The 13,830-nt window shown below is 71.7% G+C and carries 16 protein-coding genes; 3 read left to right on the plus strand and 13 right to left on the minus strand.

Annotated elements, in window-relative coordinates:
• Positions 1 to 79 precede the first annotated feature (79 nt).
• Positions 80 to 676 carry an SCO3374 family protein gene (locus AC1P0E_RS14585; RefSeq protein WP_482742590.1) on the plus strand — a complete coding sequence of 199 codons (597 nt, stop codon included), beginning with the start codon at positions 80 to 82 and terminating at the stop codon, positions 674 to 676.
• Here AC1P0E_RS14585 and AC1P0E_RS14590 read toward each other — a convergent pair.
• From AC1P0E_RS14590 to AC1P0E_RS14640, 11 genes are all read right to left on the minus strand, one after another.
• Complete coding sequence (locus AC1P0E_RS14590) at positions 655 to 990, minus strand: histone-like nucleoid-structuring protein Lsr2 (protein ID WP_274561177.1); 336 nt, start codon at positions 988 to 990, stop codon at positions 655 to 657. The genes AC1P0E_RS14585 and AC1P0E_RS14590 overlap by 22 nt on opposite strands.
• Before the next feature lie 144 nt (positions 991 to 1,134).
• Positions 1,135 to 1,653, minus strand: a complete 519-nt coding sequence (locus tag AC1P0E_RS14595) for an amino-acid N-acetyltransferase (RefSeq protein WP_482742591.1) — start codon at positions 1,651 to 1,653, stop codon at positions 1,135 to 1,137.
• A gap of 9 nt (positions 1,654 to 1,662) precedes the next feature.
• Complete coding sequence (locus AC1P0E_RS14600; protein WP_482742592.1) at positions 1,663 to 2,115, minus strand: BlaI/MecI/CopY family transcriptional regulator; 453 nt, start codon at positions 2,113 to 2,115, stop codon at positions 1,663 to 1,665.
• 124 nt (positions 2,116 to 2,239) lie between these two features.
• Complete coding sequence (locus AC1P0E_RS14605) at positions 2,240 to 2,425, minus strand: hypothetical protein (RefSeq protein ID WP_482742593.1); 186 nt, start codon at positions 2,423 to 2,425, stop codon at positions 2,240 to 2,242.
• Between the two features lie 14 nt (positions 2,426 to 2,439).
• Positions 2,440 to 3,015, minus strand: a complete 576-nt coding sequence (locus AC1P0E_RS14610; RefSeq protein ID WP_482745758.1) for a hypothetical protein — start codon at positions 3,013 to 3,015, stop codon at positions 2,440 to 2,442.
• Positions 3,016 to 3,139: 124 nt separating this feature from the next.
• Positions 3,140 to 3,946, minus strand: coding sequence for a type III pantothenate kinase (locus AC1P0E_RS14615; protein WP_482742594.1), 807 nt, complete (start codon positions 3,944 to 3,946; stop codon positions 3,140 to 3,142).
• A 3-nt stretch (positions 3,947 to 3,949) separates the two neighbouring features.
• Complete coding sequence (gene nadC, locus AC1P0E_RS14620; protein ID WP_482742595.1) at positions 3,950 to 4,942, minus strand: carboxylating nicotinate-nucleotide diphosphorylase; 993 nt, start codon at positions 4,940 to 4,942, stop codon at positions 3,950 to 3,952.
• 2 nt (positions 4,943 to 4,944) lie between these two features.
• Positions 4,945 to 6,759 carry an L-aspartate oxidase gene (locus AC1P0E_RS14625; protein WP_482742596.1) on the minus strand — a complete coding sequence of 605 codons (1,815 nt, stop codon included), beginning with the start codon at positions 6,757 to 6,759 and terminating at the stop codon, positions 4,945 to 4,947.
• Positions 6,756 to 7,838 (minus strand): pantoate--beta-alanine ligase, encoded by a 1,083-nt coding sequence (panC, locus tag AC1P0E_RS14630; protein WP_482742597.1) that lies wholly within the window; start codon positions 7,836 to 7,838, stop codon positions 6,756 to 6,758. Before panC ends, AC1P0E_RS14625 begins: the two co-directional genes overlap by 4 nt.
• Positions 7,835 to 8,797, minus strand: coding sequence for a Rossmann-like and DUF2520 domain-containing protein (locus AC1P0E_RS14635; RefSeq protein ID WP_482742598.1), 963 nt, complete (start codon positions 8,795 to 8,797; stop codon positions 7,835 to 7,837). Before AC1P0E_RS14635 ends, panC begins: the two co-directional genes overlap by 4 nt.
• Before the next feature lie 258 nt (positions 8,798 to 9,055).
• Positions 9,056 to 9,349, minus strand: a complete 294-nt coding sequence (locus AC1P0E_RS14640; protein WP_482742599.1) for a hypothetical protein — start codon at positions 9,347 to 9,349, stop codon at positions 9,056 to 9,058.
• Between the two features lie 106 nt (positions 9,350 to 9,455).
• On the opposite strand from AC1P0E_RS14640, the gene AC1P0E_RS14645 reads away from it, so the two are divergent.
• Together AC1P0E_RS14645 and AC1P0E_RS14650 are read left to right on the plus strand one after the other, a co-directional pair.
• Positions 9,456 to 10,583 (plus strand): DUF5937 family protein, encoded by a 1,128-nt coding sequence (locus AC1P0E_RS14645; RefSeq protein ID WP_482745759.1) that lies wholly within the window; start codon positions 9,456 to 9,458, stop codon positions 10,581 to 10,583.
• A 58-nt stretch (positions 10,584 to 10,641) separates the two neighbouring features.
• Positions 10,642 to 11,367: a DUF899 family protein gene (locus AC1P0E_RS14650; RefSeq protein ID WP_482742600.1), complete on the plus strand. Its 726-nt coding sequence runs from the start codon at positions 10,642 to 10,644 to the stop codon at positions 11,365 to 11,367.
• A gap of 10 nt (positions 11,368 to 11,377) precedes the next feature.
• On the opposite strand, the gene AC1P0E_RS14655 is transcribed toward AC1P0E_RS14650, so the two are convergent.
• Positions 11,378 to 12,520: an NADH-quinone oxidoreductase subunit D gene (locus AC1P0E_RS14655; protein WP_482742601.1), complete on the minus strand. Its 1,143-nt coding sequence runs from the start codon at positions 12,518 to 12,520 to the stop codon at positions 11,378 to 11,380.
• Between the two features lie 249 nt (positions 12,521 to 12,769).
• A complete protein-coding gene (locus AC1P0E_RS14660; RefSeq protein WP_482742602.1) occupies positions 12,770 to 13,753 on the minus strand; it encodes an SAM-dependent methyltransferase in 984 nt (327 codons plus the stop codon).
• Between the last annotated feature and the right edge of the window lie 77 nt (positions 13,754 to 13,830).

The following is a 13,830-nucleotide window of genomic DNA, read 5'->3' on the forward strand; positions in this document are numbered from 1 at the left end:
ACGCCCCCACTGCATCAACAGAGCGCAGTCGCGAGCGGACGCAGCGTAACCCCGGGGCGTTTCCGGAGTTGGTCCGGACATGACGCCCACCCGTCCCACGGTTCCGCTCCCGCGCATGCCGCTGTCCCAGTCGCCCGCGGACCGTATCGCGCAGTGGTACGAGCACGAACTCGGCTGGGCCACCGCGTCGAGCGCCGAAGGCCGGCCGGTGCGGCTACTGACCGGACTTCGCTTCGACGTGCTGGAGCTTCCTGCGGACGCGGGTTTCGCTGTACTGCGGCGTCACGCGGGTCTCACGTGTCCCGTCGCCCTCACGGGGCGGCGGATGCGGCTGCTGGTGGCCGCGGGGAGCGCCGAGGAACTGCCCGGGCTGCTCGACTGGCTGGAGTGGGGCGGCGTGGCCCTCGACCTGCGCGCGGTGGGCGCGGGCGGGAGGATGACCGCGCCTTCACCGCCCGGATGGGCCGGCGCGCAGGGGGCCGCCATCTGGCTGCGGCCCCCCGAGCCGCGGCACGAGGTGGAACCGACTCTTCCGGCCTTCGCCGGACTCGGGTGCCGTGGGGAAACACCCGATCTCGTACGACTCGTGAGCACGGCGGCGACGGAATGCCACCGGGCCCACTTGTTGCGTGCGAATTCCACTCACGCGAATGCTCAGCCGTTGGCCTTCTCGTAGGCCTCACGGATGTCGGCCGGGACGCGGCCGCGGTCATTCACGTTGTAACCGTTCGCCTTGGCCCACTTACGGATCTCGGCGGTGTTCTGGTTGCCGCCCGCAGCCGCGCGCGCCTTGCCGCGGCCGGAAGCCGCACGGCCACCGGTGCGCCGACCGCTCTTGGCGTACGGGTCGAGCAGACCGCGGAGCTTGTCCGCGTTCGCGGTGGTGAGGTCGATCTCGTAGGTCTTGCCATCCAGAGCGAACGTCACGGTCTCGTCCGCCTCGCCACCGTCGAGGTCATCGACAAGAAGGACCTGAACCTTCTGTGCCACCGGATTTCCTTTCATCGAAAATGCAGTACGCGGAAAGGAAACCGCTTTTCCCTGGAAAACACAAACCCCCGGTGGAGGTTCAGTACCTCAAGAAGACGGGAAACGTGCGCGTTTCGGACATAGGGCTCTGGTGGCTTCCGACGATCACAGGTGCAGAAGCATCCGGCTGTTGCCCAAGGTGTTCGGCTTCACTCGTTCGAGACCCAGGAACTCCGCTACGCCCTCGTCATAGGAACGCAGCAGCTCGCTGTAGACGTCTCCGTCGACCGGCGCCTCTCCGATCTCCACGAAACCGTGCTTCATGAAGAACTCGACTTCGAAGGTGAGGCAGAAAACCTTGCGCACACCGAGCCAGCGTGCGGTCTGGAGCAGCTTGTCCAGTACTTGATGTCCCACTCCGGAGCCCTTGAAGGACGGGTCCACGGCGAGAGTTCGCACTTCGGCGAGGTCTTCCCACATCACGTGCAGCGCGCCGCAGCCGACCACGGTGGCATCCTCGTCGCGTTCGGCGACCCAGAACTCCTGGATGTCCTCGTAAAGCGTCACGTTCGCTTTGTCGAGCAGGATCCGCTTCTGCGCGTACGTGTCGACGAGACTGCGTACCGATGGCACATCACTGGTCCTCGCCCGCCGGACGGTGATGGCTTTTTGCTCTGACGGCATACCTCGACGCTATCGCCCCGGGCCCTCGGGACCCTCGGCGCCCTCTGCGGGACCGGCGGCAGGTTCTGCTGCGGGTTCTGTTGCGGGTACTGCCGTTGGATCGGCGCGCTGAACCACGCGCATCGCGTTCTCGAGGGCCTCGCGCTGCTCCGCCGACATCATGCCGAAGAACGCGACAAGAGCCGCCGCGGGGTTGTCGCTCGTCGACCAGGCTTCGTTCATCAGTGCGGCCGAGTAGGCGGCGCGGGTGGAGACAGCCGTATATCGATAGGCGCGGCCCTCGACTTCCCTGCGGACCCAGCCCTTCTGATGGAGATTGTCCATTACGGTCATGACCGTGGTGTAGGCGATGGACCGTTCCTTCTGAAGGTCTTCCAGGACTTCCCTGACGGTGACCGGTCGGTTCCACTGCCACACGCGCGTCATGACGGCGTCTTCCAGCTCTCCCAATTGGCGAGGCACAGCGCCACCATAGTGGGAGATATCGGTAATGGCTGGTTATTTGCGCAGCGAAAAGGGCGTACGGCTCGGGATGAGCCGTACGCCCTCGTGAAGCGCCCCGTGAAGCACTTGGGGAAGTACGGGGTCAGGCATCGCCGGTCTTCGGCGCACCCGCCTGGCGGGCGGACTCGGCGCGGGCGAGCGTGGCGTCCACGGCCGCGTCTTCCTTGGCCTTGTTGGAACCACCCTGCGACTTGACGATCGTCGTGACCAGGGCGATGAAGAACGCGGCCATCACCACGGGGGGCAGGAGCGCGGAAACGTAGTCCATGCCGTCCAGAGTAGCTACCCCGCCGCCCTCTGCTCCCGCGGGGGCACCGGGCGCCTGCGGGGCGGGAAGACCTCGGAAGGCTTCGGCATGGGGCGCATAGGGCGCTCCAAGGGATCGCGCGAGGGTGCCGGCTTCTTGGGCTTCGGCGGTTCGTCGGCGGCAGGGGCGCGGCCGCCCGCGATGGCCAGCAGGCGGGTGCGCGGAAGGGGGGCGGCGCAGCGGCCGGCCAGGCGGGCGCGTACGGACTGTTCCGCGATGGCCCGGCAGCGGTCGAGGAGCGCCGCGCCGACCGGTGTGCCGCGCAGGCCGCGCAGCGCCACGAGGTCGTCCGGGACCGGCTGGTAGCCGGTGGCCAGGGCGTCCTGGAGCAGCCCCAGGTAGCCGCCGGCGGCCGCGGGGAGCGCGTCGCGGTAGCGGGCGAGGTCGGCGAGGAGGAACGCGCGCAGCCGGTCCGCCTCGCGGACCGCCTCGTCCAGGGAGCCGGCGAGGCGCAGGCAGTCCTGGACGTCTTCGTCGGAAAGTGACGCGGGATGGAGGGCGTTGGCGAGGGCGCGTCGGAGCACACGCAGCTCGTCCGCGCCGAACGCCATGCCGCCACGGGATCCGTATGGCGTGGGCATGCAGTGACAATACGCACCAAACGGACAAAATCGGTTTAATTGATCTACGACGGCGCGGCGGACGGCGCCCGGCGCTCACACCCGGGCGGGGCCGTCACATCCGGGCGACGTTGCGCTCGTACACCAGCCGCAGGCCGATCAGCGTCAGCCACGGCTCGTGCTCGTCGATCTCCGAGGACTCGCCGAGCACCATCGGGGCGAGGCCGCCGGTGGCGATGACGGTCACGTCGTCCGGGTCGCCGTCGGGGCCCACGAGCTCCCGCGCCATGCGCTGCGTGACGCCGTCGACCTGGCCCGCGAAGCCGTAGACGATGCCGGACTGCATGGCCTCGACGGTGTTCTTGCCGATCACGCTGCGCGGGCGCGCCAGCTCGATCTTGCGGAGCTGGGCGCCCTTCACGCCGAGCGCCTCGACCGAGATCTCGATGCCCGGGGCGATGACGCCGCCCGCGTACTCACCGCGCGCCGACACCGCGTCGAAGGTGGTCGCCGTACCGAAGTCGACGACGATCGCCGGGCCGCCGTAGAGCTCGACGGCGGCGACCGCGTTGATGATGCGGTCCGCGCCGACCTCCTTCGGGTTGTCCATCAGGATCGGTACGCCCGTCTTGATGCCCGGCTCGACGAGCACGGCGGGGACGTCGCCGTAGTAGCGGCGGGTCACCTCGCGCAGCTCGTGCAGCACGGACGGCACGGTCGAGCAGATCGCGATGCCCTCGATGCCGTCGCCCAGCTCGTCACCCAGGAGCGGATGCATGCCCATGAGGCCCTGGAGGAGTACGGCGAGTTCGTCGGCCGTGCGGCGGGCGTCGGTGGAGATGCGCCAGTGCTCGACGATCTCCTCTGCGTCGAACAGGCCGAGGACGGTGTGGGTGTTGCCGACGTCGATGGTGAGCAGCATGGGTTACTTCGCCTCGCGCAGGTCGAGGCCGATGTCGAGGATCGGGGAGGAGTGCGTGAGCGCCCCGACGGCGAGGTAGTCGACGCCCGTGTCCGCGTACGCGCGGGCGTTCTCCAGGGTGAGGCGGCCGGAGGACTCGAGGATCGCGCGGCCGTTCACGAGAGCGACCGCCTCGGCGGTCTGTTCCGGGGTGAAGTTGTCCAGGAGGATCAGGTCGGCGCCGGCCTCCAGGACCTCGGTCACCTGGGCGAGCGTGTCGACCTCGACCTCGATCGGGACCTCGGGGAACGCCTTGCGTACGAGCGTGAACGCCTCTGCCACGCCGCCCGCCGCGACCACGTGGTTGTCCTTGACGAGCGCCGCGTCCGAGAGGGACATGCGGTGGTTGACGCCGCCGCCGCAGCGGACCGCGAACTTCTCCAGGGCCCGGAGCCCCGGCGTCGTCTTGCGGGTGTCGCGCACCTTGGCGCCCGTACCTTCGAGAACGTCGGCCCACGCGCGCGTGGCGGTCGCGATGCCCGACAGACGGCACAGCACGTTGAGCGCGCTGCGCTCGCCGGTGAGCAGGTCCCGGGTGCGGCTGGTGACGCTGATCAGCTTCTGTCCGGCCTCGACGCGATCGCCGTCCTCGACGTGCCGCTCCACCTCGAACTCGTCCGTACAGATGACGGAGAGGACCGCCTCGGCGACGCGCAGGCCCGCGACGGTGCCGGCCTCACGGGCCGTGAAGTCCCCGGTCGCGACGGCGTCCTCGGGGACGGTCGCCACCGTCGTGACGTCCACGCCGTGGGCGAGGTCCTCGGCGAGGGCGACGTTCGCGATGTCCTCGACCTCGAGGGGGTCGAGGCCCGCCGCGGCGAGGAGCTGCGCGAGGTCGGGGTCGAGGCCGCACTCGGCGGTGTCGAGTTCGTACGTCTCCTCACCGCCGCAGCCGCAGGAGTCGCCGCAACCGCCGGACGCGGTCGGCAGGAGCGGGGGGTTGTCGGGCGTACTCACGGTTACTGCTCCCTCTGAGCTGGTTCGGGGCCGGGGCTTACGGGTGGGAACGATGCGGATTCGGTGCGGTGCACGGCGAGGGTGCGGCCGGGCGTGAGCCGTACGACGAGGTGGCGGCGCCAGGTGTCGTCGTCGCGGTCGGGGCGGTCCTCGCGCCAGTGGCAGCCGCGGGTCTCCTCGCGGGCGCGGGCGGCGGCGACCAGGACGCGCGAGACGAGGAGGAGGTTGGTGGCCTCCCAGGCGTCCACGCCGGGCTCGGCTTCCTTGGCGTCGGGCTCGGCGTGGGTGGCGTGCTTGGCTTCGGACTCGGTGTGCGTGGCGCGGGGCTCGGCATGGTCGGCGTCGGGCTCGGCGTGCTTGGCGTCGTTCCCCCGGTCCTGGTCCGCTTCGGCGGCCGCGCGGCGGTACAGGACCTCCAGGGCGTCCGCGGCGTGGTCCAGGCTGGTGGCGGAACGCAGCACTCCGGCGCCCGCCGTCATGATCCGCTGGATCTCGATGCGGGTGGCCGGGTCGAGGAGCGGGCCGGGGGCCTCCTCGCTCTGCACGGCGGGGCCGGGGGTGGCGGGGTGTGCCGCGATGTCCTCGGCGATGCGTTCCGCGAAGACGAGGCCTTCGAGGAGCGAGTTGGAGGCGAGCCGGTTCGCTCCGTGCACACCCGTGCAGGCCACCTCACCGCACGCGTACAGCCCCGGGACCGTCGTACGGCCGTGGAGGTCCGTCCGTACGCCGCCGGACGCGTAGTGGGCCGCAGGGGCGACCGGGACGGGCTCGGTCACCGGGTCGATGCCGTGCGAGCGGCAGGCCGCCAGGATGGTCGGGAAGCGCGACTCCCACATCGCGGCGCCGAAGTGGCGGGCGTCGAGGTACATGTGCTCGGTGCCCTGCTCGCGCATGCGCCGCATGATGCCCTTGGCGACGATGTCGCGCGGGGCCAGCTCCGCCAGCTCGTGCTGCCCGAGCATGAAGCGCACGCCGTCCGCGTCGACGAGATGGGCGCCCTCGCCCCGTACCGCCTCGGAGACCAGCGGCTGCTGGCCCTCGGCGTCCGCGCCGAGGAAGAGCACCGTCGGGTGGAACTGGACGAATTCGAGGTCCGAGACCTCCGCGCCCGCGCGCAGGGCGAGCGCGACGCCGTCACCGGTCGAGACGGACGGGTTGGTCGTGGCCGAGAAGACCTGGCCCATGCCGCCGGTGGCGAGGACGACGGCCGGGGCGCGGACAGCACCGACGCCGTCGTGCTGGCCCTCGCCCATGACGTGCAGGGTGACGCCCGCCGTGCGCCCGTCGGGGTCCGTGAGCAGGTCGAGGACCAGGGCGTTCTCGATCGTACGAAGAGAGGCGAGCCGTACGGCTTCGACGAGCGCCCGGGAGATCTCCGCGCCTGTCGCGTCACCGCCCGCGTGGGCGATGCGGCGGCGGTGGTGGCCGCCCTCGCGGGTGAGCTGGATGACGCCCGACTCGGGGTCGGTGTCGAAGAGGGCGCCGGTGTCGATCAGGCGGCGTACGGCGTCGGGGCCCTCGGTGACCAGGGCCCGTACGGCCTCCTCGTCGCACAGGCCCGCGCCCGCGACGAGCGTGTCGTCCAGGTGCTGTTCGGGGGTGTCCCCGTCGCCGAGGGCGGCGGCTATGCCGCCCTGCGCCCAGCGCGTGGAACCGTCGTCCAGGCGGGCCTTGGTGACGACGACCGTACGCAGACCGGCGGCGGTGCAGCGCAGGGCGGCGGTCAGGCCGGCGACGCCGGAGCCGACGACCACGACATCGGCGTCGATGGACCAGCCGGGGGCGGGGGCCTTCAGCCGTATACCGGTTCGGGTCATGCCGAAGCTCCCTGCTCGCGGACTTCGTGGTCTCCGCTGTCTTCGCTGTCTTCGCCGATTTCGTGGACGAAGGTCAGCGGGATGTTGTCGATCAGGCGCGTGGCGCCGACCCTGGCGGCCACGGCGAGGACGGCGTCACCGCTGTAGGTGTCGGGGATCTCGGTGAAGTCGGCCGGGTCGACCAGGGCGACGTAGTCGAGGGCGAGCGGGGGGGCGAAGCGCGAGGCTTCGTCCAGGACGGCGGCCGCTGCCGCGCGGACGGCCGCCGGACCGCTCAGGTCCGCGTGGCCCGCCTGTTCGACGGCGTGCGCGTCGGCGGCCGCACGCGCCTCGCCGAGCCCCGCGAGGGCGGCCACGCGCGCGGGGGGCGTCGGTGCGCCCTGGGCCACCGCACGCGCGTGCAGGGCCTCCAGGGCGATGAGCCGGTCGCGCGCGGCGAACAGCGCGCGGGAGAGGGCGAGGGCGGTGCGGCGCTCGGCGGGCGAAAGGTAGCGATTGCGGCTGGACAGGGCCAGGCCGTCGTCCTCACGGACCGTCGGTACGCCGACGATCTCGACGGGGAAGTTCAGGTCCCGTGCCATGCGGCGGATCAGGGCGAGCTGCTGGGCGTCCTTCTGGCCGAAGAACGCGGCGTCGGGCCCTGTCAGGTGCAGCAGCTTCGCGACGACGGTCAGCATGCCGTCGAAGTGGCCGGGACGGGACGCTCCTTCGAGGCGCTCGCCCATCGGGCCCGCGGTGATACGGACCTGCGGTTCGCCGCCCGGGTAGACCTCGTCGACGGACGGGGCGAACACGGCGTTCGCACCGGCCTGTTCGGCGAGGGCGAGGTCGGCGTCGAGGGTGCGCGGGTAGCGGTCGAGGTCCTCGCCGGCGCCGAACTGGAGCGGGTTGACGAAGACGGTGACGACGACGAAGCCCTTGGGGCCGACGTGCCTGCGCGCGGCGCGGATCAACGTCGCGTGGCCCTCGTGCAGGGCGCCCATGGTCATGACGACGGCGGTGCGGCCGGCGGCCCCGAAGCGTTCGAGGACGTACTGGAGGTCCTCGCGTGCGGGGACGAGCTCGAAGGTGCCGCTCATAGGTCCTCTCCCGTGTCCCCGTCGGTCGTGGCACCGTCGGTCCTGGCGCCGTCGGCCAGTACGCCCAGAAGGTCCTCGGCGAGCTCCGGCTTGAGCAGCCCGTGCGCGAGGGCGCGGTCGGCGGTCGTACGGGCCATGGCGAGGTATCCGGCGACGGCCTGCGGCGCGTGCTTGCGCAGCTCCGCGACGTGAACGGCGACCGTTCCCGCGTCCCCGCGCGCGACGGGTCCCGTGAGGGCGGCGTCGCCGGAGCGCAGGGCGTTGTCGAGGGCGGCGCCGAGGAGCGGTCCGAGCATCCGTTCGGGGGCCTCCACGCCTGCCGTGCGGAGCAGCTCCATGGACTGGGCGACCAGGGTGACCAGGTGGTTCGCGCCGAGGGCGAGGGCCGCGTGGTAGAGCGGGCGCGCCTCTTCGGCGACCCACTCGGGCTCGCCGCCCATCTCGATGACAAGGGCCTCGGCTGCGAGGCGCAGTTCCTGGGGCGCGGTTACGCCGAAGGAACAGCCGGCCAGCCGCTGCACGTCGACGGACGTTCCCGTGAACGTCATGGCGGGGTGGAGCGCGAGGGGCAGTGCGCCGGCGCGAAGGGCGGGGGTGAGGACGTTGGTTCCGTACCGTCCGGAGGTGTGCACGATGAGCTGTCCCGGGCGTACGGCGCCGGTCTCGGCGAGCCCCTCGACCAGACTCGGCAGGGCGTCGTCGGGAACGGTCAGCAGGACCAGCTCGGCGCGGGCCAGGACCTCGGCGGGGGTGACGATCGGGACGTCGGGCAGGAGCGCCGCGGCCCTGCGTACGGACGCGTCCGAGACGCCTGAGACGGCGACCGGGCGATGGCCCGCGAGCCGCAGCGCGGCGGCGAGTGCGGGGCCGACCCTGCCGGCTCCGACCACGCCGACGGTGAGGCGGGCGGGGCGGTCCCTGGCATCCAGGGGCTCATGTGCTGCGTTTGGTGCGTTCACGTTCACGCGGGGACGGCCTTCCGTTCCAGTCCGCGGGGGGTACCGGACGATTTCTCGTCATGCTACGCCAGCGTTTCGCGCGGTCGCCTCGCTGTCCACAGGCTGTGGGCAGAGGCCGCACGGTACGCGATGATCGGCTGAGGGCAGACATCGGTGAACAGGCGCGCCCTGGTGTTTTGCGGAGCTGGGTCCGGGGCGGAGCCCCGGTTGTGGGAAGGGGCGGGTAGGGGAGAGCCCCACAGGGCACCCCGCCGCCGGCTATCGCTGGCTGCACGGACGAGGGTCGCTCGTGCCCCTCGGGTGCGGGCGGCGCGCGGTGCGGGTACCGGAGCCGTCGGCCGCCGCGGCCCGGGACGTGAACAGGTTCCTCAGGGCGGTCCGGAACCGGCGGCGCTCCATCACCGGCCGCCCCTCCACCACCGCACGGAAGCGCTGGTGGTCGCGGACCTCCCGGACCACCTGCCAGTCGTTCAGGCCGGGCGCCGACGGGGCAGGGGCGCCGAGTTGGGCGGCGCGATGGACATCGAGCATGTGCTGCTGAGTGGCGTTCATGTCCCCCACCCTGCGTACCCCGCGCCCCGCAACGCGCTTCGTTTGACGAGCCCCGCCAATCGGCGGTCCCGCTGTCAGTGGGGCCAGGCACGATGTATCCATGAGCGTGTCCATCGACATCACCGGCCTGCCGCCCGAGCGCATCGTCTTCGAGACCTCCCCGCTGGCGGAGCTCGGCATGGCCCTGCACGCCCTGTCCGAACCCGGCCACCACCCGGGGCTGCACGGCTGGGCGACCGCGACCGCCGCCTCGTTGAAGCCGGATCTCGCCGACCGGATGAGCGAGGCGGACTTCCTCTGGCGCAGCACGTTCTCGGACGTCTTCCTGCCGTTCGCCGGCGTGCGGGGCGGCGACGGCAGGACGGGCGCGACGCTCAGCGAGGACCTGGACGCGCTGGACCGGCTGGACGACGAGCGGTTCGTCTCCGCCGCCCTGGAGTTCTGCACCAGTACGTACGGCAGCGTCAGCCCCTCCCCGCTCGTCGACGCGCCGATGCGCGACCGCGCGCTGGACCTGGCGGCCGCGCGGGGGCCGAAGCAGACGGACTTCGCGCGCCGGCTCCTGGACGACCCCGCGTCCGTACGGGCCTGGCTGCGGCGCCTCTTCGAGGACTGCGACCAGGCGTTCTTCGCGGACACCTGGCGTCGCATACGGGTGCAGCTGGCTGCCGACGCGCGGCACAACGGCGAGGTGCTGCGCCACAAGGGCCTGGCGGAGGCGCTGCACGCGGTCTCCCCCGCGCTGACGGTGAAGGAGAGCGGTGGCGCGGGCGGGGTCAGCACCCGTATCCACGCCGACAAGCTGGCCGATGGCCGCACCAGCGCAGTGGAGCCGGACGTCGGCGCGGGACTCACCTTCGTGCCGTCGAGTTTCGGCTGGCCGCACCTGTCAATCCTGCACGCCCCCGGCTGGCGGCCGGTGATCCACTATCCGGTCGGCTCCCCCGAACTGCCGTGCCCCGCTTCGGTGGAGCTGCTCAAGCTGCGGATGGAAGCGCTGGCCCACCCGATGCGCATGCGCCTGTGCCGCAATCTGGCCCGCTCCCCGTACACGACGGGTGAGCTCGCCGAATCGCACGGCATCACCGCACCCGAGGTCTCGCGTCACCTGACGACGCTGCGGAAGGCCGGCCTGCTGACCACCCAGCGCCGTGGCCGCTATGTCCTTCACGGCCTGGACCTCCAGGTGGTGTCCCGGCTGGGCAGCGACTTCCTGGAGGGCGTGCTGCGCTGAGACGAGTAACGCTCCGGGCCAACTGGCCCCGTACCGCCGGGGGCCGCACGCTGGAGGTATGACATTTCCGGGCGAGTCGGCGGAGTACCGTGCCGCGCGCGATCGGCTGCTTCTGCAGGAAGTCGCGTTGCGCCGCGCGACTGAGGCGGTGGCCGACGCGAGGCGGAAGCTGCCGCCGGGCGGGGAGGTTCCGGAGGACTACGTCTTCCAGGGCGCCGGGGCCGACGGTTCGCCGGCCGATGTTCGGCTCTCGGAGCTGTTTGCTCCGGGCAAGGACTCGCTGGTGATCTACGGCTTCATGTTTCCGCGCCACCCCGGGGACGACCGGCCGGGGCCGAAGGTGGGACGTACCGCGCAACTGAAGCTCGAAGAGGGGCCGTGTCCGTCGTGCACGGCTCTCCTCGACCAGCTGGACGGCGCCGCGGAGCACGTCACCCAGCGCGTCAACTTCGCCGTCGTGGCGAAAGCGCCGCTGCCCCGGCTTCTCGACTTCGCCGAGGAGCGCGGGTGGCGGCGGCTGCGGCTGCTGTCCGCGGGCGGCAATACGTACCGGCGGGACTATCTCGCCGAGGCGCCGGACGGGGCGTCGATGCCGATGCTGAACGTCTTTCGGCGCGACGGCGGGGAGATCCGCCACTTCTGGGGCTCGGAGCTGCTCTACGCGCCCACAGATGATCCGGGGGATGGCCCGCGCCATCTCGGCACCATCGAGCCGCTCTGGAACCTGTTCGATCTCACCCCGGGCGGGCGCGGACCGGATTGGGACGAGCAGCTGAGCTACTGACTCGAACGGGTCACTTGTCGATGTCGCCGACTACGAAGAAGAGCGACCCGAGGATCGCCACCATGTCGGCTACGAGCGTTCCCGGGAGCAGTTCCACCAGGGCCTGGATGTTGTTGAACGACGCCGAGCGCAGCTTCAGGCGGTACGGCGTCTTCTCGCCCTTCGAGACGAGGTAGTAGCCGTTGATCCCGAGCGGGTTCTCGGTCCAGGCGTAGGTGTGGCCCTCCGGGGCCTTCAGCACCTTCGGCAGCCGCTGGTTGATCGGGCCGGGCGCCAGGTCGGCCATCCGGTCCAGACAGGCGTCCGCCAGGTCCAGCGCGTTGTTTGTCTGGTCGAGGAGGATCTCGAAGCGGGCGAGGCAGTCGCCCTCGGTCCTGGTGGCGACCTTGAGGGTGTCCTGGAGTTCGCCGTACGCGAGGTACGGCTCGTCGCGCCGGAGGTCGAAATCGACGCCGGAGGCGCGGGCGATGGGGCCGCTCACTCCGTACGCGTGCACGGCCTCGCGCGACAGTACGCCGACGTCGCGGGTGCGGCCGCGGAAGATCTCGTTGCCGATGACGAGGTCGTCGTACACGTCCATCCGGGACCGGACGTCCGCGACGGCCGCGCGGGCCCGGCCGAGCCAGCCGGCGGGGAGGTCCTCCTTGAGGCCGCCGACGCGGTTGAACATGTAGTGCATTCGGCCGCCGGAGACTTCCTCCATGACGGCCTGGAGTTCCTCGCGCTCGCGGAACGCGTAGAAGACCGGGGTGATTCCGCCCAGTTCGAGGGGGTACGAGCCGAGGAACATCAGGTGGTTGAGGACCCGGTTCAGCTCGGCGAGGAGCGTGCGGGTCCAGACGGCGCGCTCCGGGACCTCCATGCCGAGCATGCGCTCGACGGCCATGACGACGCCGAGCTCGTTGGAGAACGCGGACAGCCAGTCGTGGCGGTTCGCGAGCATCACGATCTGGCGGTAGTCGCGGGCCTCGAAGAGCTTCTCCGCGCCGCGGTGCATGTAGCCGATGACCGGCTCCGCGTGCTGGATGCGCTCGCCGTCGAGCACGAGCCTGAGGCGGAGGACGCCGTGCGTGGAGGGATGCTGGGGGCCGATGTTCAGCACCATGTCGGTGCTCTCCGCCGCGCCGCCGATGCCGACCGTGGTCTCCGTCATGCGGCCAGTATCCCCCCGCCGGGGTCGCCGCCGGCGCGCGGGTACGGGGGGTGCGGGGGGGGCGGGTGCGGGGGTGTGCCGGGCGCGGGGGTCGGTGACGCGCCGGGGCGTCTCCTCGGGTGCCGAACGTTCCGGTACTCGCCGTCGTTCGGCGTGGTTGCGTTCGACACCCTGCGGGGAGCGCCCCCGCACGCCCCCTCCCGCCACCGCCAGACGGTCCAGGGAGCGATGGCCCAGCCCTTGGGCCTCTCACACCGTTCGCGGGAGCGGCTGCGTCAGCCAGGTGAAGTCGCCCAGACCGCCGCGGGCCGTCAGTTCCGCCGCCTCTCCCGCTCCCGAAAGCGCGCGTACGTACGCCGCCGGGTCCGTGGTCGCCAGGGTCAGCGGCGGGCGGGCGGCCGTCACGCCCAGGCGGTGCAGCGCCTCCCGCTGCGACAGCAGCTCCGCGCCCGGCAGCGCGCACGCGTCCAGGGCGACGTGGGACGTGATGTCGCACGAGCCGTCCGGGACCGGGCGTACCTCCCGGCCGGCCCGGAAGCCCGTCAGCGTGCCGAACGGCGGGCGCGACTCACGGTCGTGCGCGTAGTCCACCGCCACTGCGAGGCCCGCTTCGAGCGTCTCCACCGCTGCGGTCCACGCCTCGTCGCGCGGGCGGCCGATCTCCGCGCGCAGTCCGGGCTCGGCGCCCGGCGGAAGCGGCCACCAGCGGGCGAGCCAGTCCGCGTCCGCGCCGGTCACCGGGTCGCCCAGGCGTTCCTCGCCGTCCTCCGGGCGTACGTGGACGTAGCGGGCGACGCCCGCCGCGTCCGTCTCGGCCACGTCCACCGGGACGTTGTCCAGCCACTCGTTCGCGAACAGCAGGCCCCTGACGCCCGGCGGCGGCTCCGTGAGCCACTCGATCCGGTGGTCCACGCCGGCCGGCCGGGGCGCGCGCTCCACGGCGTACGCCCTCACACGCGCCGAAAGCTCCTGCGGCAGCGCCGCCAGTACCGCCGACAGCAGCTCGCCCCGGCCCGCCCCCATGTCGACCAGCGCCAGCTCTTGCGGCTGTCCGAGCGACTCGTCGACCACTGCGGTCAGGCGCGCGACCGCTCCGGCGAAGAGGGCGGAGGCGTGCACCGACGTACGGAAATGGCCGGACGGGCCAGGGCCGTCGGGGCGCACGTAGAAACCTTCGGGCCCGTACAGCGCCTGCTCCGCCGCCTCCCGCCACCCCTGCCACTCATCCGTCACGGCACCAAGTCTCCACCTTGGGGAGTAGTCTCCGGCCCACCGGATCGCCCCTCCGGTTGACCCCTGCACCTATTCGT

The sequence above is a fragment of the Streptomyces sp. TRD_SC_5 genome (genome assembly GCF_056836825.1).

Bases quoted from the DNA above. Each gene is read 5' to 3' on its own strand.
- AC1P0E_RS14640 (WP_482742599.1), bottom strand. From the start codon at position 9,349: ATGAACGCCACTCAGCAGCACATGCTCGATGTCCATCGCGCCGCCCAA.
- panC (WP_482742597.1), bottom strand. From the start codon at position 7,838: ATGAGCGGCACCTTCGAGCTCGTCCCCGCACGCGAGGACCTCCAGTAC.
- AC1P0E_RS14615 (WP_482742594.1), bottom strand. From the start codon at position 3,946: ATGCTGCTCACCATCGACGTCGGCAACACCCACACCGTCCTCGGCCTG.
- AC1P0E_RS14625 (WP_482742596.1), bottom strand. From the start codon at position 6,759: ATGACCCGAACCGGTATACGGCTGAAGGCCCCCGCCCCCGGCTGGTCC.
- AC1P0E_RS14595 (WP_482742591.1), bottom strand. From the start codon at position 1,653: ATGCCGTCAGAGCAAAAAGCCATCACCGTCCGGCGGGCGAGGACCAGT.
- AC1P0E_RS14610 (WP_482745758.1), bottom strand. From the start codon at position 3,015: ATGGCGTTCGGCGCGGACGAGCTGCGTGTGCTCCGACGCGCCCTCGCC.
- AC1P0E_RS14605 (WP_482742593.1), bottom strand. From the start codon at position 2,425: ATGGACTACGTTTCCGCGCTCCTGCCCCCCGTGGTGATGGCCGCGTTC.
- AC1P0E_RS14655 (WP_482742601.1), bottom strand. From the start codon at position 12,520: ATGACGGAGACCACGGTCGGCATCGGCGGCGCGGCGGAGAGCACCGAC.
- AC1P0E_RS14650 (WP_482742600.1), top strand. From the start codon at position 10,642: ATGACATTTCCGGGCGAGTCGGCGGAGTACCGTGCCGCGCGCGATCGG.
- AC1P0E_RS14585 (WP_482742590.1), top strand. From the start codon at position 80: ATGACGCCCACCCGTCCCACGGTTCCGCTCCCGCGCATGCCGCTGTCC.